Consider the following 25,205-nt stretch of genomic DNA (forward strand, 5'->3'; position numbering starts at 1 on the left):
GCCCCGCTTCATGCGGCAGGCCGGTGATTTCCCTTGCAGGACAGGGCTTGATGGTCGGACAGATCGGCCGCCCGCACATCCATCATGTGATGGAGGCCGCGGCCTTTCCGCGCCCGGCCCTTACATTCTGGGCAGGCCGGGTCGGGGTGGAAGGCCAGGCGGGGGTGCGCAGGCGGCCTCGATCAGGTCGAGGACCTCGCGCCAGCGGACATGGGCCACGAACTCGCCCTCGTCCGGCCAGGCCACATAGCGCCAGCCGGGATACAGGGCGCAGTATTCCAGCGCCGTCTCGAAGGGCGCATTGCCGTCCTGCTCGCCGTGGATCAGCGTGACCGGGCAGGACACGCGGCCCAGGTCCTCGGGCCAGTCCTCGTGGAACAACGCGAATTCGGCGGCGGCGACGGTTTCGGAAAAGGTCTCGCCGAAGAACATCCGCCCGGCGCCCTCGCAGAAGGCCGAGGCGATCTCGGGGTCGGCAAAGGCGCGGGCGTCCGCCGGGACGCGCGCCAGCGTGCCGCGCATGTAGTTTTCCAGACCGTGGCGCGAGATGCTGGCGCAGACCCCGCGGATCATGAAGGGCAGCACCCTGGGGCTGTAGCGGGCGCAGGCGCGCACGAAGCGGGCGACGGGGATCAGGCGGCGATACTGGGCGTCGGTGCGGATCGGGAAGCCGCAGCCGATCCCGAAGATGGCGCGCAGGCGCCCGGGCTCGGTTTGCGCCAGCATCAGGGCGATGCGGATGTCGTCGGCGGGCGCGACCACGACGGCGGACCCGATGCGCAACTGGTCCATCAGGCAGCGCAGGTCGGCGACGGCAAGCTCGAAGGGATTGCGTCCCTGCGGGGGCGGGTCGCTGTTGCACCAGCCCGCGCGGAAGGGCACCAGCACCCGCAGGCGGCGGCGGGAAAACTCGGCCTGGGCCGCGCGGGGCAGACGCCAGAGGCCATAAGGCGATTGCATCCAGATCACGGGCCGCCCGGCCGGATCGCCGAAGCCCAGAAGCTCGACACGCCGGCCATCGGGCATCCGCAGGAACCGCTGGTGCGGCGCGGGGGCGGGCAGGGCCTTGGGCGCAGCCGCCGCCGGCACCGACTGCATCAGCAGGACCGCAAGACGCACCAGTTCGGCCTGGGTGCCGGTGCCCGTCTTCTGCAGCACCGCGTGCAGTTGCGAGCGCACCGTGCCCGGGCTGCGCCCCGTGGCGGCGGCGATCCCCGCCACGGTGCCCCCCGTGGCCAGAAGCCGCATCACCTCGGTCTCGGCCGGGGTCAGCTGGAAGACCCGCGCCAGGAACCGGGGAATGGCCTCGGACCAGGCAAGCTCGCTGGTCACCGCCAGCACATGCCTGCAGCTGCCGCCTTCCATCGCCTTCAGGTGGACCAGCACCGCGTGGTCCGACCCGGCGGTGCGCAGCCGCAGGATGCCGTCGCGTTCGCCGTTCGACCCTGTCGCGATCTCGGCCAGCCGCGCGGCAAGGACCGGCAGGTCGGCCGGGGCCAGCGGCATCTGGCGGATCGAGCCGCCCGGCCGCAGCCCGAACAGCCGCCCGGCGGCCTCGTTGGCCGCGACAACCGATCCGTCCTGCGTCAGCACCATCGCCGCGCCCAGCATCGAGGACAGCAGGTCGTTGGCCCGCCGCAGCTCGGCCGCCTGCAGTTGTTCAAGGACCTGCAGCACCCCGGCGATCTGGCGGGCAAAGCCGGGGCCCGCGAATTCGGACAGGGGCTGGCTGTCCAGTCCCGCCTGCGCGGCCTGCGCATCCCAGGCCGCGATCAGTTCGTCCAGGCGCTCGGGGCTGACCGAGGCATCGAAGAGATGCTCGACCAGTTCCCAGGATCGGACCTTGCCTGCCATGCGGCCTCGCAGGATCGGAAGTCCCTGAAGGTCCAGCCTACTCACAAAGACGTGTGCCCGGCAACAGCGCCGTGCGACCTTGGTCGCAGTTGCCGTCCGGGACGCGGGGCCGGGGGCCGGGGACAAGGCCGCCGGAAACCACCCTCGTCCTTCACGCCCTTTGCCTTGAGCCCTGCCGGCCGCCAAGGCTGGCCCTTTCCCTTCTGGGAAAAGCGGAAATCGGGTATCATCCGGCCAACGCGCCTGTTCCCGACTCATTGCGGCTTCGGCCCCACATCTTCGGAGGATGCGCCATGGTTGACCTGGTTGGCCGGCTCGGACTTGACGATTTCCTGTTCGGCAGAAGAGGAGAGCCGAACGCCCTCACGGGCGACGCGACGGCGATGGACGGAAACGATCGCGGCGGCGACGACTGGCTTTTCGGTGGAGGTGGAGCCGACAGTTCGAATGCCCTCATGGGTGACGCCGACGAGATGGACGGAAACAGCCGCGGCGGTGATGACGTGCTTGTCGGCGGAAGGAACGGCGGCAGGAACGACCTGCGGGGTGATGCCGCCGAGATGAGCGGAAATGCCGCAGGGGGGGATGACCGGATCTTCGGCGGCGACGGGGCAGAGTTCAATTTCCTGACCGGCGACGGCGAGGGGATGAGCGGCCGGACCGTTGGCGGCGACGACTACATCACCGGCGGCGACCGTGCGGAAAACCGGCTTCATGGCGACGGCGTGTTCGTGGAAGGGTCCGTGCGCACCGGCTCGGACACGCTGGTCGGGGGGGGACAATGCCGACAATGCCATCTGGGGCGACGGCTGGGAGATGGGGAGCAGCCTCGGCGCTGGCCATGACCTGCTGATCGGCGGCCGCAACTCGATCAACTTCCTCAGCGGGGACGGCAACTGGCTTGACGGGCAGGGCGGGAATGACCGGCTCATCGGCGGTGCCCGAAGCGACAACGAGCTCATGGGCGACGCGCGCTACATGTTCTCGCGCGGCGGCAATGACACGCTTTTCGCCAGCAACAGCGGCAGCAACCTTCTGTACGGCGACGCCTACCAGATGCTCGGCACGAGCATCGGGGGCAACGACCGGCTGGTCAGCGGCCGGGGCGATGACGACATGTGGGGCGATGCCAAGTTCCGGAGCGGCATCTATCTGGGCGAGGCGAGCGAGGAGGAATGGTACGAAAACCCGCCCGAAGTGGATGAAACCACGGGCGGGGCCGATGTCTTCGTGTTCCGTCCCGGCAATGGCGACGACACCATCCACGACTTCGAACAGGGCAAGGACGTGATCGAGTTCCGGAACTTCGGACTGCCCTGGGACCCCCCGGACTTCGACGACCTGACGATTGTCAGCACGGCAGAGGGCTGCGTGATCGCGCTGGGGGGTGGCAATTCCGTCACGGTTCTGGGCGTCGAGGAACTGACGGGCGACGATGTCCGCTTCCGGTCCGATCTTTCCTGGAGCGACGTCCTGACGGGCTGAGCCCCGGCACCATCAGCCGCAGGCGCCGAGTTCGGCCACCAGCACCCGCAGGCTCTGCCGGTTGACCTGGCCATAGGCGGCTCTCAGCGCCTCGGCCGGGCATTGCCCCTCGATCAGGCGCTGCCGCAACTCGGCGCGCTGCGGCCCCGAGCCGAGCGCCGGGGCCCGCGCCAGCGCTGCATCGACCGTGGCGGCCGGGCGCTGTGGCTGCTGCGGGGCCGCTGCGATCGTGTCCCCGGGCGGCGCGGCGCCGGCATCCGCTTGCTGTTCCTCGGCGGCGTCTGGCCCGGCCTCCTGCCGGGGCGCATTGCGGGCGGCGGTGGCGCGCTCAACCTCCGCCGTCGTCTCGGCCAGCGCGGCCTCGGCGATGGCGCGCAGCTCCTGCGCCTCGGCAAAGCCCTGCTCGGCCTCCGCCTGGCGGCGCTCGGCATCCAGCGCTGCGGCCTCGGCGGCCGTCTGCCGGGTTGTCGCGTCCTCGAGACCCTGCCGCAGTTCCGCCTCGCGCTGCTGCGCCTGCGCCAAGGCGGCCTCGGCCTCGGTCCGGCGCGCCTCCAGCGCGGCGATCTCCTCCCGCGCCGCGTCGCGCTGCGCGGTCAGGTCGGAAAGCTGCTGCTGCGTTGCGCCAAGTGTTTCCCCCAAGGCGGCGGCCTGCTGTTCCAGACCTGTCTTCCGCTCCGAAAGACCTGCCAGTTCCGCTTCGGCCCCGTCGATCTGCCGGCGCAACTCCGTCAGGCTCGCTTCCGCATCGGACAGGGCGGCCTGGTTCCGCACCCTCTGGTCCTCGGCCGTCCGCAGTGTTGCGAGTTCCTGCTGCGCGGATTCCAGCCGGGCAGTCAGGTCGGTCCCCATCCGTTCGGCGTCCTGCCGCGCCGCCTCGGCCCTGGCAAGGCGCGCGCGCAGTTCTGCCAGTTCCTGCTGGCTGCGGGCCTGCGCGTCCGAGGCCGCCCTTGCCTGCAGCTGCGCGGCGGCGGCCTTCCCCTCGATCGCGCGGGTCTCGGCCCTGGCCGCTTCCAATTGCCGGCGCAGCTCGGCCAGTTCTGCCGCGTCCCGAGCCGCAGCCGCAGCCGCCGGGGCCTGCCCCGTCGCCAGTTCCGCCCGCATGTCCTCGATCTGGCTGCGCAGGCCGGCGGCCTCTTCCTCCATCAGAAGGATGATCTCCCGCAGGGCGTTTGCCCGTTCCTGCGCAGGCGGGTCCACAGGGCCGCCTGCGCTCTGCCCGAGAGCGGCGCCGGCCATGATGGCCCAAATCCCGCTGGCGGCAAGAAGCCTGGCCATGGTTCACCCGATTTGCGGACATCAAGCACAACCAGAAGGAAAGCTGTCAAGCGGGGAACCGGGAAATCACGGCCAATTCAACAATCAGCAATTCTCAGAACGGCAACGTCACATTGCTAAATGCCATTTGTGTGTATGGAAGCACTATATTGGTGCTCAGTTTGAAATACCTGAGTAATTCAACCGCTAAATGCAACCAGCTTCAGTTTGTGATGATTTGAAGGGCAGAAGACAATTTGACACCAAACAGGCTTGCGATACTGTTTCTGTTGTCTGCCTTGGAACGGCAGGTATGATCATCCGGAACGGGTATCCACATCGCGTCTGCCGAAGCATGTCCGCGCCCCTGCCGGGACGCGGCGCAGGATTGGAATGGTGTCGCATGAAGGCTCTCAGCATCCCCGATGCGTGCAGCGATCTTTCGGTCATCCGGGCGGCGGACGGCGACCGCTTCCAGGCCGCGATGGACGGGTGCGGGATCAAGTCCCACCACTACTACTTCCCGCGCCTGCTTTTCGGCGGCCAGAGGAAGGACCGCCTGCTGCTGTTCGAGGAAGCGGCGGGCGCGCTCCTTCTCTACAACTTGCAGCAACGGGCCTCGGGGCTGGGGCTGAGCCTCTACCTGCCTCCGTTCCCCTTCAGCGGCGCGGCGCTGGAACGGGCACGGGAACGGATGCGGGACTTCAACCGGGGCCGCGCGGGCCGGATCGACTGGGTGCAGGAAGAGGACGCGGGCCTTGTCGAAAGCCACGGTTTCTCGACAAGCCTGCGCGAAAGGGAATTCATCTACGACCGTGCCGCCGTGGCCGCGCTGGAAGGGTCCGAGTTCGCAAGGGTCCGGCGCTATCTGTCGGCCCTCAAGAAGCACGACATGCTGGTCGTGCGCGAGTTCACGCCTGCCGACGAGTCCGCCTGCCTGTCCGTCTACGAGAAGTTCCGCGGGCAGTTGCAGGCCAAGGGCGTGGGGCCCAAGGGCTACGGCGCCATGATCCGCTGCCTGAACGAGGCGGCGCAGATCCCGGCGTCCCACATGCGCGGCGAGGTTTTCGAGATCGACGGCACCGTGCGCGCCTATTCCTTTGGCGGGCCCATCAACGCGTCCTACGGCTGCGTCTACCTGACCGTCGCGGACCACGAGTTTCCCGGCCTTGCCTATGCCCTGCGTCACCAGATGATGAAGAGCTTCCCCGAACTGGCCTATTTCAACGACTCGACCGACAACAACCGGGCCGGCCTGCGCGAGATGAAGCAGCGTTTCCGCCCGGTCGAGATGCACGGCATCTGCAAGGCGCAGGAGATCCGGCACTAGGCCGGCGCGGCCCTGTCCCGGGCCTGAGCCCTGACCGCAACCATCCCCATCCGGCTGTAAACGGGAGAACGGAAGCCATGGCACGCATCACCGGCTGGGTCCTGACCGCGCTGATGGGCGCCTTGGCCTTCGGCGGCATGACCCTGCGGGCCGCCCCGGCGCCGCCGGTCGGAGAAGGGCAGGCCGAGATCCGGCTCGGCGGGCAGGACGTCGAGGTCTTCACCTACCATCCCCCCGGCTGTGCCCAGCCCTCGATCCTGCTGGTGTTCCACGGCAGCGGGCGGACGGCCGAGTCCTATCGCGACGCCGCCCGTCCGCTGGCCGACAAGGCCTGCCTGGCGATCTATGCCCCGCTGTTCGACAAGGACCGCTTTCCCAACTGGCGCTACCAGAGGGGCGGGGTCGTGCAGGATGGCGAGGTCCAGCCGCAGGAGGATTGGACCGCGGGCATGACCGACGAGCTCATCGACTGGGCGCAGGCGCAGGAAGGCCGCCCGGATGCGCCCTCCTACCTGTTCGGCCATTCCGCCGGGGGGCAGTTCCTGTCGCGCGTGGCCGCCTACGACCCGCCCGCGGAAGCCCGCCGCATCATCATCGCCAATCCCTCGACCCATGTCTGGCCCGACACCGAGGAGGACGCGCCCTACGGCTTTGACGGGCTGGGCGACGACCTTGCCGAGGAAGAGATGCTGCGCGCCTATCTTGCCGCGCCCGTGACGGTGTTCCTAGGGCTTGATGACACCGGCGACGAGGACCTGGTGACCACCCGGACGGCGAACCGCCAGGGCGAGAACCGCCTTGACCGCGGCCTGAACCTGTTCGAGGCGGCGCGCGAGGCGGCCGAGTCACGGGGCTGGCCCTTCAACTGGCGCCTCGTCACCGCCGAGGGCATCGGCCACGAAGGGGGCAGGATGATGCGCTCGCCCGAGATGCTGGAAGCGATGGGCTTGGGAATGGCCCGCGCCGGCGATTGAGGGCGCGGCGAGCGCCCCGGTTTCGCAGGGGACGGGATCTGCGCGGAAACGCAGCATGCTTGTCATCAACCAAGGCGAGAAATGTTTTTTCAATTCTACCTTAACGGGAAATTCAACTGAATTAATATCTAACGCGGATCATCTTCAGGTTGATAGGAATTATGCCGCCGATTGGGTATCCTTTTCGCTTGTCAGCCCGTTAATCATCGTTAACACAAATAGCGCAAAGGCGGCGCCAAAGGTTTCAATAGATTCGAGCATCAATCACAGCCAACCGGGGAGGGGGGGCTATGACGATCAGTGTGCTGGACAGCCATCGCAGGAATGGAATGAAGCGCGCGTTCAGCACGCGCCGTGTCCCGCCAGGGGCAATGTCCACGATAATCGCCGGGGATGTCCGTCCGAATGCGGGTGATCTCGTCCTGGCCCGCGTCGATGTCCTGGGCAAGCAGACCAAGCTTGAACTGACGGATGGCCGGCGGGCGCATCTGTTTCCCGGCGACGAGATCCTCGTGAGCTATGGAAACCGCTATGCCCCCGACCAGTTCGAGGCGGTGGTCAGCGACGACCTGTCGCCCTGCGCCCTTGTGGCCGCCGGCGGCGTCGCGGGGGTGGAACTGGCGCGTCACCTGCGGGTGCAGCCGGCCACGCAGATCACGCCGATCGGGCTGGTGGGCGACACGTCCGGCAAGCGGATCAACCTGGCGCAGTTCCGCATCGAGGCCTCCGAGCAGGTGCCGGACCTGCCGGTCGTCCTGTCGCTCGGGACCTCGATGAACGCGGGCAAGACGCTGACCTCGACCTCGCTGGTGCGGGGCTTCAAGCGCGCGGGCCTGCAGGTCGCGGCGCTGAAGATCACCGGCACCGGGGCCGGGGGCGACATGTGGATCGTGCGGGACGCGGGCGCGGACGTGGCGCTCGACTTCACCGATGCGGGCTTTGCAAGTACCTATCTGGCGCCCATCGACGACATCCTGGCGGGCGCCTTCCGGCTGATCAACCACGCCGCGTCGCTTGGCTGCGAGGTGGTGGTGATCGAGATCGCCGACGGGCTCCAGCAGAAGGAAACTGCCCAGCTCATCCGCAGCGACGTCCTGCGCGGGTTGACGATGGGCTGCACCTTCGCCTCCTACGATGCGATGGGGGCGATCTGCGGCGTCCGCGAGCTTGCCGAGGCAGGCCACACGGTTCTGGGCATCAGCGGGCGTCTGGGGCTTTCGCCCCTGGGTGTCCGGGAAGCCGAATCCGCCACGGGGCTGCGCTATTACTCGCCCTTCGACCTTCAGGACGGGCTGCTCGTGCCGGTGATCCAGCGCCGCGCCGCCCGCGCCTTTTCGGAGTCGCGCTTCCAGAGATACTCGCTGCATGCGCTGGCCAAGGCCGCCATGCCCCCCCCGCCAGTCGAGTCCGCCCCGCCGGTCCCGCCGCGGGGCCTCGCCGTCCCCGGCACCTCCGCCGGGCTGGAGATCGTTCCCCCCGGCGCCTCGCAGGAGGCGCGCGAGATGCTGGCCATCGTCGCGGGGCACCTGATGGACCACGAGGTCGTCCTGTGCTGCGGCATGGGGCCCGGCGGGCATCTGACCGGGCGGACGAACCGGCGCAACGGCTTCCGCCGCCTTGTCTGGGCCAGCGGCATGGGCGCCATCGAACTGCGGGTGCCGCGTCTGCGGCACGGCACCTACATCCCCTCGTTCCTCGGGACGGCGGTCGCGCCGGGTGACGTCGAGGCGGTGCTTCGCGCCCCGGACGCCTGCGCGCGGGAAGTGGCGCTGCTGGGGCTGCTGCGGACGCTGGGGGGGCCGGGCCTGGGCCGCGCGGACGCCATGCGGGTCGCGGCCCGGATCAGCCACCTGGTCGCGGACGCCGTTTCGGCCGGGCCGCTGGCCGCCATGCCCCCGCGGATGGCCTGGCCCGGGGGCGACGAGGCCGAGGCGCGCGAGCGTGCGGCCCTGGACGTTTCGGCCCTGGACGGCGATGACGAGGATGCCGCCGAACTGCCTGGCGGGGTCGCCGAGATGTCCCCCGGCGGGGCGGGCGCCCGCGCCCTGAGCCCGCCGCGCTAAGGGGCGGGACCGATGGCGAGGCGGCGCAAGGCCGGCAATGACACGGCGGTCACGGCGGCCTGGCGCGCCTCGTGGGGCGGCATCGTCGCGCTGATCCTGTTCACCGCCTTTCTCAACCTGCTGCGGTTCGCGACGCCCTTGTACCTGCTTCAGGTGCTGGACCGCATTCCCGTCAGCCGCAGCGTGGAAACCCTTGTGCTGCTGACGGTCATGGTGCTGGCCGCGGTGGCGGCGGGCCTTGCCCTCGAGGTGGTGCGCCGCCGGATGCTGACGCGCTGGGGCACCTGGATCGAACGCCGCTTCGGCCCGATCCTGGTCAACCAGGAACTGTCCAGCCCCGGCGCGCGGCCCGCCGCCGACATCACCCGCGCGCTGAGCGACCTGGGCCGCGTGCGTTCCTTCGTGTCGCAGGGGGCGGCCTCGTGGCTGGACGTGTTCTGGGTTCCGGTCTTCCTGTTCGGCGCCTTTCTCATCCACCCGCTGCTGGGCACGGTGGCGCTCAGCGCCGTGGGGCTGCTGGTCATCCTGGCCATCCTGCAGGAATGGAGCACCCGCGAGGCGCGGCGCGTGTCCAACGACGCCTCGCGCGAGGCCGGGGTGCTGGTGATCGACGCCGAGCGCAACCGGGAAAGCGTGGGGGCGCTGTCCATGTCCTCGGCCCTGACCGAGAGATGGCAGCGCAGCGCGGGGGGGAAGCTGACCGAGCGCGAGCGCATCGAGGCGCGGCAGAACTTCTACCGCATCCTCATCCGCGGGCTGGGAGAGGTCCTGCGCATCGGCATGATCGCCTTCGGCCTGTGGCTGACGATCGTGGGCAGCATGACCCTGGGCGGGATCTTCGCGGCCCGGGTGATGGCGGGCTTCGGCTATACCCTGGCGGAACGCGCCGCGCGCAACTGGCGGTCGCTGCGCGAGGCCCGCACCGCCTATGCCAGCCTCAAGCAGCGCCTTGCGGACGACGGAGAGGCACAGGTCTCGATCCTGCCGGGCATGGCGCAGGCGCCGCTGATCCTCGACAAGGTGTCCTTCCGCCACCAGGGCCAGCGCGAGGACGTCATCCGGCGCCTGTCGGTCAGCCTCGCCCCCGGCGAGGGGCTGCTGATCACCGGAACGGGCGGCACCGGCAAGACTACGCTGTCGCGCCTGATCGTCGGCCTGATCGAGCCGCGCTACGGGCAGGTGAGGCTGGGCGACGTGCAGATCGCGCGGGTGCCGCAGGACGTCCGGGCGAATCTCATCGGCTACCTGCCCCAGCACACCGAGATCTTCACCGGCACCGTGCGCGAGAACATCTCGCGCCTGGGCGACGCGCCCTTCGAGGAGGTGGTCGCGGCGGCCGAGCTTGCCGGCATCCACGAGCGCATCATCGCGATGCCCCAGGGCTATGACACCCCCATCGGCCCCGAGGCGACCGGCCTATCGGGCAGCGAGCGCAAGCGGATCGCGCTGGCGCGGGCCTTCCTGGGCAAGCCGCGGCTGATCGTCCTCGACGAGCCCATGGCCAATCTCGACGACGCCACCCGGCGCGCCTTGGGAACGGCGCTCAAGCAGCTCAAGGCCGAGGGCTGCACCATTGTGGCCACCCAGGCGGTCCATTCGACGCCGCTCAGCCGGATGGCCGACAAGTTCCTGATCCTCGGCGGCGGCACCCTGGAAGTGACGCGCGCCGAATCCTCCAAGAAGGCCGAACAGGCCGACGACGGCAGCGGGCTGAGGAGCGTGACGTGACATCCCCCGACGAGTCTTCCAGGACCGGCGCGGCGGCCATCGGGCCGCCCTTCGGAACCGGCCTGACCCTTTGCGGCTTCGCCATCATCCTGCTGTTCTGCAGCGCCTTCGCCGCCTGGTCGGCGCTTGCGCCCATCGAAGGCGCGGTGGTGGCGCCGGGCGTCGTGGCCGTCGAAAGCAACGTCCGCACCGTGCAGCACCTGGAAGGCGGGATCGTCGAGGCGATCCTTGTGCGCGAAGGGGACGTGGTCGAGGCGGGCGACCCCCTGATCCGGCTGGGCAACACCCATCCCGAGGCCGCGCTGAACGAGGTGCAGGCGCAGTATTTCGAGGCGCGCGCCACCGAGGCGCGGCTGGCGGCCGAGCGCGACGGGCGAGACCGGATCGAGTTTCCCGCCGATCTGCGCGACAAGGTGGGCGACCAGGCGGCGCAGGCGGCGATGGCGGGGCAGGAAAGCATCTTTGCCAGCCGCCGCTCGCTTCTGCGCGACCGGCTCGACATCCTCGCGCGCACCGAGAACGCCCTGACCAGCGAGATCGACGGCCTGCAGGGCCAGATCGACTCGGCCGAGCGCCAGCTTGCCCTGACCGCCGAGGAACTGGCCAGCGCCAGCCAGCTGATGGAGCGGGGGCTGATGGAAACGCCGCGCGTGCTTGCCCTGCGGCGGTCGCAGGCGGACCTGGAAGGCACCGTCAGCCAGCACCGGGCCGCCATCGGGGTTGCGCGCCAGCGCGTCGAGGAAGCGCGCCTGCGCATGGCGGAACTGAAGGCCACCATGGCCAACGAGGTCGAGGAGCAGCTGCGCGAAACGCGCGCGCGCGCCTATGAACTGGGCCAGCGCCTCGCGGCCGCGCAGGACATCCTGGAACGCACCACGATCCGCTCGCCCATTGCGGGAAAGGTGGTGGGTCTTGACGTGCACACCATCGGGGGCGTCATCGCCGCAGGCCAGCGGCTGCTCGACGTCGTGCCCCTGAACGACAAGCTGGTGGTGCAGGCCACCATCGATCCGCTGGACATCGACCAGGTCGCCGAGGGGCTGCCCGCGACGGTCTGGCTGTCGGCGGTGAACCGGCGCACGCAGAAGGGGATCGAGGGCCGGGTGCGCACCGTGTCGGCCGACCGCCTCACCGATCCTCGCACGGGCATGGCCTATTATCTCGCGCGGATCGAGATGGAGGCCGAGGCCGTCGAACGCGCCGCCGTGCCGCTGCAGGCCGGCATGAGCGCGGACGTGATGATCAAGACGGGTGCGCGCACGGCCTGGGACTACCTGTCGGCACCCATCCTTCGCAGCCTGAGCTTTGCCTTGCGGGAGAATTGATATGGACGACATACGGCCCACCCCTGTTCCCGGTCATCCCGGCGCGGCGCCGGGCGGCGGTTCCCTCAAGCCGGTGCGGTCGCGGATGCTGGCGGCGGGGAACACCCATTCCCGCAAGCCTGTCATCCGGATGGAGATCCGCCTGGACGACGGTTATCCCGAAACCCTTGCCCCCGAATGGCTGCACAAGGTCATGGCTGCCGTGCCGGTCCTGCCGCCAAGGGTCTTCGACTTCCCGAACTGGCAACTCGTGCGCGAGGCGCAGGCCCCCCTTCCGCTTGCCAGCGTTGTCGATCTTCTGGCCCTCCTGCTGCAGCGGTCGATGGGCTGGCCCGTCAGCTTCATGGTCGGCGCGCAGGTCACGCCCCCCCAGCGCCCGGAGACTCCAGGCGAGAAGCGGGTGGTCGCCGTCTTCGAGACCCGGCAGAAATCCGCGGGGCTGCTGGCGGGCAGGCTTGCCGTGGACCTGCTCGGCAGGCTGCGGAATGCAGGCGACGACGAGATCCGCGCCATTGTCGAGGAAGGCTTCCGCACCTTCCAGCGCCGCACCTCCAGCACGACGCCCCACCGCTTCGCGCTGTGGGTGGCTTCGCGCGCGATGCTGCGCGGCATTCCCTGGACGGCCCTGCCGGGGCAGGCCTTCGTGCGGCTCGGCCGGGGCCGGCAGGCCGAGCTGCTGCGCGGCCTCGACACCAGCCTCACTCCCTGCATCGCGGCGGGTTTCGCCAAGCGCAAGGAGATCGCCAGCGGCCTGCTGCGCGCGGCCGGCCTGCCGATCGCCAAGCAGCGCTATGCCCGCAGCCTCGAACGCGCCCTGGCCGGTGCGCACGAGATCGGATACCCCGTCGTCGTGAAGCCCAGGGACGGCAACGGCGGGCAGGGCGTTTCGGTGAACCTCAAGACCGACGAGGAGGTCGCCCGCGCCTTCCACCTGGCGACCGCGGTCTCGCCGGCGGTGGTGATCGAATCCCTCATCCGCGGCCCGACCTTCCGCCTGACGGTGATCGGCGGGCGCCTGTTCGGCGTGGTCGAGCGGCACCCGCCGCGCGTGCAGGGGGACGGCGAAAGCACGGTCGCCCAGCTCATCGCCGCCGAGAACGGGAACCCCGAGCGCCAGCCCACCTATATCGCCAGCATGAAGCCCATCGTCCTTGACGAGAACATGCTGGAAATGCTGGCCGAGCAGGGGCTGACCCCCGACAGCGTCCCCGAGGCGGGCCGCTGGGTGCTGCTGCGCAACGTGCCGAACCCGCCTTACGGCGACAAGACCGACGTGACCGACATCACCCACCCGTCCGTGCGGGCGATGGCCGAGCGCGTGGCCGCCGTGATGGGCATCCACGTCCTCGCCATCGACTTCGTCACCACCGACATCAGCCGGCCCTACGAGGAAACGGGCGGCGCCATCTGCGAGGTCAACACCTTCCCCGACCTCAGCGTCCATCTCAACATCCGGGAAGGCACGCCCCGCGACGCGGCGGATGCGGTGCTCGACCTGATCTATCCCCCCGGCAAGAGATGGGGCTTCCCCCTGATCGCGGTTCTGCGCGAGGACACCGACCCGGACGTGGAAAGCGCCATCCGCGCCGAATGGGAAGGCCGCGGCTACAAGGTGGGCATCGCCTCGGCCATCGCGGGCGGGGGCGCGCCGACGGCGGTCACGACGCAGGCCGACTTCGAGGAACGCCTGCGGGCGCTCGACCTCGACCCCGAGGCGGACCTGGGCATCGTGGTCCTGTCGGCCCGCCAGCTGGGGGACTGGGGACTGGGCCACGAGGCCGTGGACCTCGCCGTTGTCCCGGCCGGAGAGGCGGCAAGCACGGCGGCCCGGCGCGCGCGGCGGGCGCTGGAACGGGTGACGGGGGGCAGGACGCTGGCGCTCGACGATCCCGATCTCGCCCGGCGGACCTTCGAGACGCTTGAGCTGGGGCGCAAGCTGCGCGGCGCCAAGGCCCTGTCCCGGCCCGCCGAAGCCCCCCGCTCCGCGCCCGAGGCCCCTGCCGCGCCACCGAAGACGGGCGCGAAGGCGGCCAAGGCGGCCCTCATTCCCCACAGCGACCGCGACGTGAGGCGGGCGCGCAGCGGGCGCCTGCGCGCCGGAGAGCCCAGGGTGCTGGAAGCGGGCAACGTCCATGCGCGCCGGCCGGTGATCGAGCTTCCGCTTGTCGAAGGCCCCGAGATCGTCGTTACCGCCGCCACCGCGCAGGCCCTGGCCGGGATCCTTCCGCCGCTTTCGGGCCGGGTTCCCGACTTCGGGGGCTGGCGGCGGGTCACGACCGCCGCGGGGCCGGTGCCCGTGGCCGCCGTGGTCGAGGTGCTGGCGGTCGCGATGCAGCGCTATGCCGGCTGGCCCGTGCGCTTCTGTTCCTGGCAGCCCGACGAGGACCGCGAGGACGCGGACCCCGCCGGACAGGCGCAGGGGAACCCGGCGCTTGCCGTGTTCGAGATCGCCACGCCCGCCACGGGGCTTGCCACCGTGAAGATGGCGCTGGCGCTCGCCTCGGCGCTTCTGGACAACGAGGGACCCGAGGAGCTGCAGGCGAAGTTCCTGCAGTTCATGCACGAGCTGCGGCAGGAAACGGCGCAGGAACGCCCCCATGTGGACGGGCTCGAGATCGCCCGCGAGGCCACGCGGCGCGGCATCGGCTGGTCGGTGGTCGAGGGCTCGAACTTCCTCCGCCTCGGCTCGGGCCGCTTCGCCCAGATGGTCGGGGGGTCCGAGACGTCCAGATGCCTGTCGCTGGGGATCAAGCTGTCGGCAAGCAAGCGCGTCACCTCGGGGATCCTCGATGCCGCGGGGCTTCCGGTGCCCCGTCAGCGCCTCGCCCGGACCGAGGAGGAGGCGCTGGCCGCCGCCCGCGCCATCGGCTTTCCGCTGGTCGTCAAGCCCGCGTCAAGCCACAAGGGCCGGGCAGTGTCCGTGGGCATCACGGACGAGGCCGGAGTCCTGCTGGCCTTCGGGCGCACGCAGGCCATTTCGCCCGAGGCGATCGTCGAGTCCTTCATCCCGGGCGAGGAATACCGCATCCTCGTGGTGGGCGGGCGCTTCGCCGCCGCCACCAACCGCCGCCCCGCCCATGTCCGGGGCAACGGCTCCAGCACCGTGCGCACCCTTGTCGAGCGCGAGAACGCGCGCCCCGAACGCGACCGGCGGCTGGCCGGGCGCGCGACCGCGCTGGTCCCCATCGCGCTGGACGACGAGGTGGACGAGCTTCTGGCCGAGCAGGGGCTGACCCTGGACGCCGTGCCCGGGAACGGCCGCGTGGTGCTGCTGCGCCGCCAGTCCAACCACGCCATGGGCGGCGACACGCTGGATGCGACCGACGCCGTCCATCCCGAGATCCGCGCCATGGCCGAACGCGCCGCGACGCTTCTGGGGATCGACGTCTGCGGCGTCGATTTCATCACCACCGACATCACCAGGCCGCCCTGCGAGACCGGGGGCGCCATCTGCGAGGTCAACACGCGCCCCGGCCTCAAGCTTCACTACGGGGTGTCCGAGGGCAAGCCGCGCAATGTCGCGGGCAACGTGCTGGACATGCTTTTCCCCGAAGGCACGCCCCACCGCTGCCCGGTCGTGGTCCTTGCGGGAAACAGCGAGGAGAACGCGGCCCTGATCAGGGCCGCCGAAAAGGCCGCCGCCCAAGCCGGGCGGATGCTCGGGGTTCTGGGCGCCGGGGAGGACGGGGATCTGGCCCCGACGACGCGGCGGCTGAAGACCATGACCGCGATCTCCTGGGACAACGAGCTGGACGCCGTCCTGGTCTGCGCCCCGGCGGTCGGCGTGGCCGGACAGGGCCTGGGGCTTGAACGGATCGATCTGGCGATCCTGCCCGGCGCGATGGACGACCCGGTGCTGGCGGCGGCGCGCAAGGCCTTGGCGCGGATGTCGGGCAACCGGGTTCTTCAGCCGGACGACCCTGCCGCCCGCAAGAGGGTTCTGGCGGCGCTGCGCCTGTCCACGCCCGCCAGGGCCCAGCCTGCGAAGGCCGAGGCACGCCCGGCCTCTGCCGCTCCCGCCAGGGCCGAGAAGCGGCCGGAGCCTGCGCCGGCTGCGGTGCCCGACGCCGCCTCTGCCGTGCCCCTGCCGTCCGAGGTGCTGCGCCCCCGCGCGGCCAACGCCACGGTCCTGCTGGTCGGCGACATCGGCTTTGGAGAGCCGTTCCTGCACCTGCCGCGCGCGGCGGGCCTGATGCGCCTTCTGGACGAGCACGGCTACGAGCATTCGACGGCCAGGCTGGGGCGCCTGCTGTCCTCGGCCGACCTGGTCATCGGCAATCTCGAGGCGCCGCTGTCGTCGCGTCCGGACAGCGCCCTGCGGGGACGCAAGAAGAACCTCGGCTGGTCGGACCCCGAGCGCACGGTCGAGGCCCTGCGGCAGGCGGGGGTCCATGCCGTCTCGGTGGCCAACAACCACGCGCTGGATTGCGGCGTGACCGGCCTTGGCGAAACGCTTGCGCGGCTTGACGCGGCGGGGATCGCCAGCTTCGGGGCGGGGCCCGACCTTGCCGCCGCCGACAAGCCGCTGATCCGGCGCTTCGTGGTGGGCGGGCAGGAACGCAGCCTTGTCGTCTTCGGCGGCTTCGAGCACCGCGACCGCTACGAAAGCCGCTACCGCTGGTATGCCCGTCCCGGCGCGCCGGGCGTCAGCCGGCAGTCGGCCGAGCGGATCGGCGCAAGGATCGCCTTTCTGCGCGACCACCTGCCCGCGCCGCTTTTCGTGGCCTATCCGCATTGGGGCGAGGATTACACCGAGGTCAGCGACGCGCAGCGCGACGAGGCCGCGCGGCTGGTCGAGGCGGGGGTCGATCTTGTCGTGGGCCACGGCTCTCATGCCGCCCAGTCCGTCGAGATGGTGGACGGACGGCCGGTCGTCTTCGGGCTTGGCAACTTCGTCTGGAACGCCCCCGGCCGCTACGGCAGGTTCGGCGCGCCCCCCTACAGCCTGGCCGCGGCCCTGGTGTTCCAGGGCAAGCGCAGCGGCGGGGGAACCGCGCTGCGGCTTTACCCGCTGATGACCGACAACACCGTCACGAACTTCCAGAGCCGCCTGGTCACGAAGGACGAGTTCAAGGAGGCGGTGGCCGTCCTGACGGGCGGCCTCGAGGCGCCCGCAAGGGAGCGGTCGGACAAGGCGGGCCCCTGCCTCGAGATCAGGCTGGAGGATCGCGCAGAGGCCCCTGCCGCCACGATGTCCGCCGGCCTCCGGCAGGCAGGGCCGGCCCCCCTGGCGGGGAACCCGATGCTGGCCGGGCCGCGCTGAACCCGCGGTCCGTTGGCGCGGCCATGATGGGTCCGCATGGCGGGGACCGGGTTTCGCGCCCGAGAGCAGCGGCCCGGCAAGGAAAAGGACCCGGGTTTCACACCGGGCCCTTGCGGCAAGAAAGCGGGCGGCGGGACACGGCCCTGCCGCCCCGGTCACCGTCAGGCGACGGTCAGAGCAGGAAGTCGTCGGCGGTCAGGTGGTGGATGCCCTCGATCCGCCCCTTGGCCTCGTAGGTGACGTCCTGGTCGGTGTTGAGGTAGATATAGGTGTCGCCGTCGTGATGGCGCACCCGGATCTCGGCTCCCCCGGTCGTGAAGGCGTCCGGGCCCACCAGCCCCAGGAACTCGAAGTCCTGGTTGCCGCTGCGCGTCACGTTGGCGTCGATGTCGCGGAAGTCGAACACGTCGCCATCCTTGTAATCCGTGACGACCTCGCCGTGCCAGTCCGAGGCCTCGTCATAGTCATGGTCCTTGCCGGGCTGGGTCGGCGCCGGGGCAGGGGCCTTGGACGGAGAGCCGTTTCCGCCCGTGCGCCCGTCGTAGGCGTCCTGGAACTCGGGCGCGTTCAGCATGTTGCCCTCGGAATGGGCCACGCCCTTGGCGACGACCAGTTCCCAGTTGAACTCCCAGCCTTTCGACTCGGCCAGTTCCTTGGCCTCGTTATAGACGAACTCGGCGCGTTCGAGCCGGTGGTCGCCCTGCCGCATGGCGGCGGAACCGGACGACAGTTCGGGGGCGTTCGGGTCGTTGTCCTTCGAGCCCGCGTAGATCGTGATCGGGTCCGCCAGGTAGTCCTTGAGATAGGCTTCCTGTTCGGACGCGGACAGCCCGCCGCCGAAGCCGTAGGGCATCTTCTCGGTCAGGCTGGCGCGGACATGGGTGGACGGGTTGGTGATGATCATCTTGTCGAAGATGTCGGGGCCGAAGGCGGCAACCCGGCTGAGGAACTGCCCGCCGGCCGAGTGGCCAAAGGCGATCGTCTCGACGTCGGGGTCGTTGCCGACCTTGGCATGGGCCCATTCGGCGATGTCGTCCACAAGGGAAACGGTCCAGTCGTCCTTCGGCAGAAGCTTGCCGCTGGACGAGACCATCCCGCCCCGCTGGTATTCCGACGACGAGAAGTCGCTGGCCGAGAAGCGCGGCGCGACCACGTAAAGCCCGTATTCGTTGGCCATGCGGATCGAGGCGTCGCGCGCGCCTTCGGCATTGCGGCCGGAACCGTGGAAGTTCAGCAGGACGCCGTTGATCTCGCCGGCGGGGCGGTAGGTGAACGTCTGCAGGGTCGTTCCGCCGTAGTTGACGGACAGTGACTGTTCGCCCACAGGAGCGGGGGGCAGGTTCAGTGCCATATTGTCGTGATCCTTCGAACCTTCTGGAGCAGGGAACCCCGGGGCTCCACCTTGCTCTTTCGCATCAAGCCAGGCCTCGGCCGGAGGTGGCCGGGAGGTGGCGGAAGGGGGTTTAGAACAGGTTCCGTCCGGGACACAACCTGTGATTGAGTCAGACCAGCCCTGCAGTGAGGTCAAGAAAACGACAGCGTTCGTGAGCGAGCCACCAGGCGGGCGGCAGCCGGGCCGCGCGTGGCGGCGCCCGTCCGGCTTTGGAAGGGACCGGGTGTTTTCAGCGGGCCTGCATGTCCGGCAGGACTGTCGAGGGCAGGCTGCGGGCCGCCTTCGGGGCGGGCAGGGACGCAGGCCCTGACGCCTTCAGGTCCCGGTCGCGCCCGTCACGGCCGTCCTTCGCCGGGCGGCCTTTCTTCCGCAGGGATCATGCGGACCATGTCCGAGGGCGTGCTTTCCGCGCCCCCGGCCCCGATCGCGGTCACGCGCCAGGCGCCGACCCGGAAGGGCAGGATCAGGCCGGGAACCATTGTTTCCTGCGCGGGCAGGGCCTGGCCGGCGAGGCCCCTGACCTCGACCCGGAAGCGGACCGGGGCCGCGCCTATCGGGACATGCCAGATCATCTCGCTGGCACCATTGTCCAGCCGTGCCTGGAAGATCGGCACGGGTGTGTCCGGCGGTCCGGCGGCGGCCTCGGCGGTCAGGTCCTGCATCCGCTGCCGCGCCGCGGGCAGGGGGGCCGCCGCCGCATACCACAGCCGGGCCAGGCCGGGGTTCAGCCCGGCGCCGGCTGCGGTTTCGTGCAACTGCCCCAGGTAATAGGCCGCGCGGCCCTGCCCGCGAAGCGCCGCGCGGGCATAGGCGAGCGCCGCCCCGGCAGGATCGCGGGTCTCGACCTCCAGCGCCTGCCGCATCAGGGCCGCGACGGTGGGGTCCGGGGTGACGGTGACCGGCGCAAGCCCCGGTTCGGGCCGGGGCGCGGCCCGTGCCACGGCGACGTTGGCTGCGGGAAGGGCCAGCCCCTTTGCCACATGGGCAGGCCCGTGTGACGCTTGCAGCCACAGGAAGGCCGCACCCACGGCGGCGGCTGCCGCCGCAACCGGCATCCACAAGCCCCGGCGCCGGGCGGGTCCGGGCGACAGCGGAAGGGGATAAGGGGCGGGCAGGGGGCGGGGCGCTCCGGCGCCTGCGTCCGGCAGAGGGGACGCGCCGCGGTCGGCCGGGGCGGCCTCTCCCTTTGTCCGTTCCTGGGGCTGTTCGGCGACGGGCTCGGGCCCTGCGGCAACCGGCAAGGCGGGATGATCCGCATCTTCGGCAACAGCAGCGGAGGGGACAAGCCGCGGCAGAGGCGCGACTTGCGGCAATGCCGCCTCCTCCGGCTCGCCCGCATGGCCCGCCATGCCGGTCGCGGTCGCCTCCTCCAGCACCGAGCGGACCCAGCCGGCCTCAAGCCGTGACAGGCCCTGTGCGGCTGCGGCCTTCAGGCAATGTTCGGCCATGATGTTGATCGACCGGGGCACGCCCTGGCTGAAGTCATGCAGCACCTGCATCGCGCCCGGGTCGAACAGGGGCGTCCGCCGGCCCGCCTGCGCCAGCCGGTGCGCGACATAGGCGGCGGTTTCCGCTTCGTCGAAGGGGGGCAGCGAGGCCCGCTCGGCCTCCCGCGGGCGCAGGTCCTGCAGCTCGGGCGCGTCCAGCAGGGCCAGCAGCCCGGGCCGGCCGACCAGCAGCAGCGTCAGGGCGCCGTCGCGCGCAGTGCCGCCGGTCAGCGCGGCCAGGGCGGACAGGCTTGCGGGGTCCAGCGCCTGCGCCTCGTCCACCACCAGCAGGACAAACCCGTTGCTCGCCCGGATCGTCGCGGAAAACCGGCGGATCTGCCGGGCCGCCATGTCCGGCCCGCCCCCCTGATCGGGCAGGTCCAGCGCGCGGCACGCCTGCGCAAGGATGCCGCCGCTTTCGGGCAGGGGGGCCGGAACAAGCCCGATGACCCATTCGCTGCCGTAGCGGTCCGGCAGCAGGTTCAGAAGCGTCGTCTTGCCGGTCCCCGCCGCGCCCGTCAGGACCAGGATGCGGGCATGGGCGCCGGCCCCGTCCTCGATCCAGTCGATCACGCGCTGGCGGGCGGCCGAGCCGTGGAAAAGCCCTGCCTCGGGCCCGGGGCCGAACGGCGCCTTCTGCAGACCGAAGCGATCGAGATGGATCACGGACATGACCCGACCGATGTTGCCGATCCGGGGCAGCCACGCAAGCGGCGCCTTCTGCCGGGCCGGTCCGGGATGTTCGGGGGCGCCGGTTTCTCCTCGCCCGGCGCGCCCACGCAAACACCGGTTGTGATCGCGTGGCAGGTGCTGTCCATATGGGCGGGACGCGGGGTTCAGCGGGGCCGGGATGAGCAGCGGGGATGCGGAAGTCGTCAGCGCCCGGGGGATCGTCAAGGCCTTCCCCTCGGCGGCGGGGCCGGTGGCCGTCCTGAACGGCGTGGACCTGGCGCTGCGCGGGGGCGACAGCCTTGCCGTCACGGGCGAATCCGGCAGCGGGAAAAGCACGCTGCTGCACCTGATCGGCGGGCTCGACGTGGCGGACGGCGGCGCGCTGGCGGTGCTGGGAACCGACCTGCGCACCGCCGACGACCGGACCCGCGCGGCGCTGCGACGCGAGCGGATCGGGATGGTCTTCCAGCAGTTCAACCTGATCCCCTCGCTGACGGTGGCGGCGAACCTTTCCTTTCAGGCCCGGCTGGCGGGCCGCCACGATCCCGCCCGCGTGACCGCGCTGGCCGGGGCGCTGGGGCTGTCGCAGCTGATGGGCCGCTACCCGGAACAGCTTTCGGGCGGCCAGCAGCAGCGGGTCGCCATCGGCCGCGCGCTGGCGGGCCAGCCGCCGCTGGTGCTGGCCGACGAACCCACCGGCAACCTCGACGAGGCCACCGGCGATGCGGTGGCCGCACTGATGCTGGATCTGGTGCGCCAGCAGGGCACGACGCTGGTGCTGGTGACCCATTCGCTGCGGCTCGCGGCATTGTGTGACCGCCGGGTGCATCTTCATGCGGGACGGCTCGAATGACCCGGCGCTGGCGCCTCGTGCTGGCGGCGCTAATGTCGCACTGGCGCAGGCGGCCCTTGCAACTCGCCATGCTGCTGGCGGGGATCATGCTGGCGACCGCGCTCTGGTCCGGGGTGCAGGCCGTGAACGCCGAGGCGCGGGCGAGCTATGCCGAGGCCGCCGACCGCCTGGGCACCGGGGCGCTGGACCGGCTGGAGCCTGCGCCCGGCGCGGTCCTGACGACGGCCGATTTCGTCGCCCTGCGGCGCGCGGGCTGGATCGTCTCGCCGCTGGTCGAGGGGCGGCTGCGGGTGGGCGAGGGCCGCGTGGCCGTGCTGGGGATCGAGCCCGCGTCCCGCGTAGCGCTCGGCCCCGTGGGCGCCGCCGCGGTGGCCGAGGGCGACCTGCTGGCCTTCATCACCCCGCCGGGTCTCGGCTTCGCGGATGCGGAGGTTATACGGCAACTCGACGGGGCGGATCTCGGCGGCCTGACCGTTTTGCCGCGCGAGGGCCTGCCGCCCGACACGCTGGTCGTGGACGTGGGGATCGCGCAACGGCTGCTGAACGCGGGCGACCGGCTGACGGCGCTGGTCCTGGCCCCCGAGCAGCCGCAGGGGCTGGCGCCGCTGGCCGAGATCGCGCCGCATCTGTTGCGGAAGGCCCCGCAGGACCGCGCCGATCCGGCGGCGCTGACGGGCAGCTTCCATCTGAACCTCACGGCCTTCGCGCTTTTGTCCTTCATCGTGGGTCTGTTCATCACCCAGTCCGCCGTTGGCCTCGCCTTCGAGCAGCGGCGGCAGGTGGTCCGCACCCTGCGCGCCCTTGGCGTGCCGCTGGCCGAGGTGCTGGGGGTGATGGCGGCCGAGCTTGCGATCCTCGCGCTGGTCGCGGGGCTTGCGGGCATCCTGCTGGGGTGGGCGGTGGCGGCGGCGCTGATGCCCGGGGTGGCCGCGACGCTGTCGGGCCTTTACGGGGCCGAGGTTTCGGGCGCGCTTGCCCTGCGGCCCGTCTGGGTGCTGTCGGGTCTGGGCATGGCGCTGGCGGGCGCGGGCCTCGCGGGCGCGCGGGGGCTGCTGCGCACCGCGCGGATGCCGCTGCTGGCGGCGGGACAGGCGCGCCCCTGGGCCGTGGCCGCCGCGCGCGGGCTGCGGCGGCAGGTGCTGGGGGCCGGGGCCCTGGCGCTGGCGCTGCCGCTGTGCCTCGCCTGGGGCGGGCTGGTCGGGGGCTTTGCCGCCCTCGCCTGCGGGCTGCTGGCGGCGGCGCTGCTGCTGCCGGTGGTGCTGGACGCGTCCTTGCGCTGGTTGGCTCGGCGGGTGCGCGGCGTGCTGGCGCAGTGGTTCGTGGCCGACACGCGCCAGCAGTCGGGCGGGCTGTCCTTGGCGCTGATGGCGCTGATGCTGGCGCTGGCGGCCAATATCGGCGTAGGCACCATGGTCGGCAGCTTCCGCAGCACCTTCGTGGGCTGGCTGGACCAGCGCCTCGTGGCCGAGCTTTACGTCAACGCCCGCACCGGGCCCGAGGCCGAAGCGATCCGCGACTGGCTCGCCCCGCAGGTGGACGCCATCCTGCCGATCTTCAGCGCCGAGGCCCCCCTGCGCGGCCAGCCCGGCCGGGTCTTCGGGGTCGTGGACCATCCGACCTATCGCGACCACTGGCCGATCCTGCGCGCCCGCCCCAGCGCTTGGGACGAGGTGGCGCAGGGCAGGGGGGTGCTGGTCAACGAACAACTCTACCGCCGTGCCGGGCTGGCCTTGGGCGACAGCCTCGAGCTGCCCGGCGGCGCGCTGCCGGTGGTCGGCGTCTATTCCGACTATGGCAACCCCAGCCCGCAGGCGATCATCGGGCAGGACCTGTTCGACGAACGCTTCCCCGAGGCGCCGCGCCTGAACCAGGCGGTCCGCGTGGACCCCGACCGCGCGGCAGCGCTGGCCGAGGCGCTGCGGGACCGCTTTGACCTGCCCGGCAGCGCCGTGACCGACCAGGCCCAGGTCAAGGCCGTGTCCCTGCGGATCTTCGAACGGACCTTCGCCGTCACCGCCGCGCTGAACGTCCTGACCCTGGGCGTGGCGGGGATCGCGCTGCTGACGGGGCTGCTGACGCTGGCCTCGATGCGGCTGCCGCAGCTTGCGCCGGTCTGGGCCGCCGGGCTGACGCGGCGGCGGCTGGCGCGGCTGGAGCTTACCCGGACGCTGGCGCTGGCGGCGGCGACGGCGCTTTATGCGGTGCCGGTGGGCCTGGGCCTCGCCTGGATGCTGCTGGCGGTGATCAACGTCGAGGCCTTCGGCTGGCGGCTGCCCATGCGGGTCTCGCCCGATCTGATCGTGCGCCTCGGGGTCGCGGCGCTGCTGACGGCGCTGGCGGCGGGGGCGCTGCCGGCGCTGCGGCTGGCGCGCATCACGCCGTCGCAACTGCTGAGGGTCTTTGCCGATGAACGCTAGGAGGTGGCTGATCCTGCTGGCCCTCGCCGCCCTGCCCGCCTGGGGGCAGGAGGAGGGCTTCGCGGGCCTCGGCTCGGATGTCGAGGGCTTCGCCCTGCCTGATCCCGCCCGCGCCCTTGTCTTTCCGCGCGACCACGGCGCGCACCAGGATTTCCACATCGAGTGGTGGTATCTGACCGCCAGCCTGCGCGGCGCGGACGGGCGCGACTACGGGGCGCAGTGGACGCTGTTCCGCTCGGCGCTGTCGCCCGAGGAAACCGGCGCGGGCTGGTCCGCCCCGCAGGTCTGGATGGCCCATGCCGCCGTGACCACGCCCGAAAGCCACCACGTCGCGGAACGCTTTGCCCGGGGCGGCATCGGGCAGGCGGGCGTGACGCCTGAGCCCTTCGCCGCCTGGATCGACGACTGGTCGATGCGGGCCACGGGTGGCGCCGAGGGTCTCGACCGGCTGGAGATCGCGGCGCGCGGGGGCGACTTCTCCTATGCCTTGACCGCGAAGGCCGAGGGTCCGCTCGTCCTGCACGGGCAGAACGGCTATTCGGTCAAGGGGCAGGGGGGGCAGGCGAGCCATTACTACAGCCAGCCCTTCTACCGCGTCTCGGGCCGCCTTTCCCTGCCTGAAGGGGCGGTCGACGTCACCGGCCACGCCTGGCTCGACCGCGAATGGTCCTCGCAGCCCCTGGACCGCAGCCAGAGCGGCTGGGACTGGTTCGCCATGCATCTCGACGACGGCCGCAAGCTGATGGTCGCGCAGGTGCGGGGAAATCGGCCCTTCCTTTTCGGCAGCCTGATCGGGGCAGATGGGCAGGTGCAGACGCTGGACGGCGGCGACATCGCCCTGCGCCCCGGCCGGGGCACGCCGCCGGTGTCATGGAGGGTGGAGCTTCCCGGCGAGGAACTGGCGCTGGCCGTCGAGGCCGTGAATCCCGCCAGCCGCATGACGACCTCGGTGCCCTACTGGGAAGGCCCCGTGCGCGTCACCGGCAGCGTCACCGGGCGCGGCTACCTTGAAATGACGGGATATCCCCTGGACTGACGCGCCCGGCCGGCCGCGCAGCCCGGCTTATCCTGTGACATGTGATCACAAATGGAACGATCCCCTTTTCC

At 71.0% G+C, this 25,205-nt stretch carries 15 protein-coding genes; 10 read left to right on the forward strand and 5 right to left on the reverse strand.

Features of this window, described 5'->3' with window-relative positions; translation table 11 throughout:
* Nucleotides 1–120 precede the first annotated feature (120 nt).
* Both ACFFII_RS02475 and ACFFII_RS02480 read right to left on the reverse strand, forming a co-directional pair.
* Complete coding sequence (locus ACFFII_RS02475) at nucleotides 121–1,854, reverse strand: LuxR C-terminal-related transcriptional regulator (protein ID WP_377697308.1); 1,734 nt, start codon at nucleotides 1,852–1,854, stop codon at nucleotides 121–123.
* Between the two features lie 254 nt (nucleotides 1,855–2,108).
* Nucleotides 2,109–2,570, reverse strand: a complete 462-nt coding sequence (locus ACFFII_RS02480; protein ID WP_377697309.1) for a hypothetical protein — start codon at nucleotides 2,568–2,570, stop codon at nucleotides 2,109–2,111.
* A 100-nt stretch (nucleotides 2,571–2,670) separates the two neighbouring features.
* Between ACFFII_RS02480 and ACFFII_RS02485 the strand changes: the two genes are divergently transcribed.
* Nucleotides 2,671–3,339, forward strand: coding sequence for a hypothetical protein (locus ACFFII_RS02485; RefSeq protein WP_377697310.1), 669 nt, complete (start codon nucleotides 2,671–2,673; stop codon nucleotides 3,337–3,339).
* Between the two features lie 12 nt (nucleotides 3,340–3,351).
* On the opposite strand, the gene ACFFII_RS02490 is transcribed toward ACFFII_RS02485, so the two are convergent.
* Nucleotides 3,352–4,614, reverse strand: a complete 1,263-nt coding sequence (locus tag ACFFII_RS02490) for a coiled-coil domain-containing protein (protein WP_377697311.1) — start codon at nucleotides 4,612–4,614, stop codon at nucleotides 3,352–3,354.
* A 382-nt stretch (nucleotides 4,615–4,996) separates the two neighbouring features.
* Here ACFFII_RS02490 and ACFFII_RS02495 point away from each other — a divergent pair, with 382 nt between their 5' ends.
* The 6 genes from ACFFII_RS02495 (at nucleotide 4,997) to ACFFII_RS02520 (ending at nucleotide 17,276) form a co-directional block, all read left to right on the forward strand.
* The gene (locus ACFFII_RS02495; RefSeq protein ID WP_377697312.1) at nucleotides 4,997–5,923 is read left to right on the forward strand and encodes a phosphatidylglycerol lysyltransferase domain-containing protein; all 927 of its coding nucleotides are present in this window, start codon (nucleotides 4,997–4,999) and stop codon (nucleotides 5,921–5,923) included.
* 77 nt (nucleotides 5,924–6,000) lie between these two features.
* The gene (locus tag ACFFII_RS02500; protein ID WP_377697313.1) at nucleotides 6,001–6,897 is read left to right on the forward strand and encodes an alpha/beta fold hydrolase; all 897 of its coding nucleotides are present in this window, start codon (nucleotides 6,001–6,003) and stop codon (nucleotides 6,895–6,897) included.
* A 371-nt stretch (nucleotides 6,898–7,268) separates the two neighbouring features.
* Entirely contained in the window at nucleotides 7,269–8,960 is a 1,692-nt protein-coding gene (locus ACFFII_RS02505; RefSeq protein WP_377697314.1) for a transposase, read from the forward strand.
* A gap of 12 nt (nucleotides 8,961–8,972) precedes the next feature.
* Nucleotides 8,973–10,688, forward strand: a complete 1,716-nt coding sequence (locus tag ACFFII_RS02510) for a type I secretion system permease/ATPase (protein WP_377697315.1) — start codon at nucleotides 8,973–8,975, stop codon at nucleotides 10,686–10,688.
* The gene (locus ACFFII_RS02515; protein ID WP_377697316.1) at nucleotides 10,685–12,013 is read left to right on the forward strand and encodes an HlyD family type I secretion periplasmic adaptor subunit; all 1,329 of its coding nucleotides are present in this window, start codon (nucleotides 10,685–10,687) and stop codon (nucleotides 12,011–12,013) included. The genes ACFFII_RS02510 and ACFFII_RS02515 overlap by 4 nt, the downstream gene beginning before the upstream one ends.
* Before the next feature lies 1 nt (nucleotide 12,014).
* The gene (locus tag ACFFII_RS02520) at nucleotides 12,015–17,276 is read left to right on the forward strand and encodes a CapA family protein (protein WP_377697317.1); all 5,262 of its coding nucleotides are present in this window, start codon (nucleotides 12,015–12,017) and stop codon (nucleotides 17,274–17,276) included.
* Between the two features lie 172 nt (nucleotides 17,277–17,448).
* Here ACFFII_RS02520 and ACFFII_RS02525 read toward each other — a convergent pair whose 3' ends face one another.
* Both ACFFII_RS02525 and ACFFII_RS02530 read right to left on the reverse strand, forming a co-directional pair.
* The gene (locus ACFFII_RS02525) at nucleotides 17,449–18,627 is read right to left on the reverse strand and encodes an alpha/beta hydrolase family protein (protein WP_377697319.1); all 1,179 of its coding nucleotides are present in this window, start codon (nucleotides 18,625–18,627) and stop codon (nucleotides 17,449–17,451) included.
* Nucleotides 18,628–19,004: 377 nt separating this feature from the next.
* Nucleotides 19,005–20,822, reverse strand: coding sequence for an ExeA family protein (locus ACFFII_RS02530; protein WP_377697320.1), 1,818 nt, complete (start codon nucleotides 20,820–20,822; stop codon nucleotides 19,005–19,007).
* 184 nt (nucleotides 20,823–21,006) lie between these two features.
* Here ACFFII_RS02530 and ACFFII_RS02535 point away from each other — a divergent pair, with 184 nt between their 5' ends.
* From ACFFII_RS02535 to ACFFII_RS02545, 3 genes are read left to right on the forward strand one after another with little or no spacing between them, the layout of a single operon-like run.
* Nucleotides 21,007–21,681, forward strand: coding sequence for an ABC transporter ATP-binding protein (locus tag ACFFII_RS02535; protein WP_377697321.1), 675 nt, complete (start codon nucleotides 21,007–21,009; stop codon nucleotides 21,679–21,681).
* A complete protein-coding gene (locus tag ACFFII_RS02540) occupies nucleotides 21,678–24,098 on the forward strand; it encodes an FtsX-like permease family protein (protein WP_377697322.1) in 2,421 nt (806 codons plus the stop codon). The genes ACFFII_RS02535 and ACFFII_RS02540 overlap by 4 nt, the downstream gene beginning before the upstream one ends.
* Nucleotides 24,088–25,134, forward strand: a complete 1,047-nt coding sequence (locus ACFFII_RS02545) for a lipocalin-like domain-containing protein (RefSeq protein ID WP_377697323.1) — start codon at nucleotides 24,088–24,090, stop codon at nucleotides 25,132–25,134. Before ACFFII_RS02540 ends, ACFFII_RS02545 begins: the two co-directional genes overlap by 11 nt.
* Nucleotides 25,135–25,205: the final 71 nt, after the last annotated feature.

The sequence above is a fragment of the Paracoccus niistensis genome, assembly GCF_042432925.1.
Classification (GTDB): domain Bacteria; phylum Pseudomonadota; class Alphaproteobacteria; order Rhodobacterales; family Rhodobacteraceae; genus Paracoccus; species Paracoccus niistensis.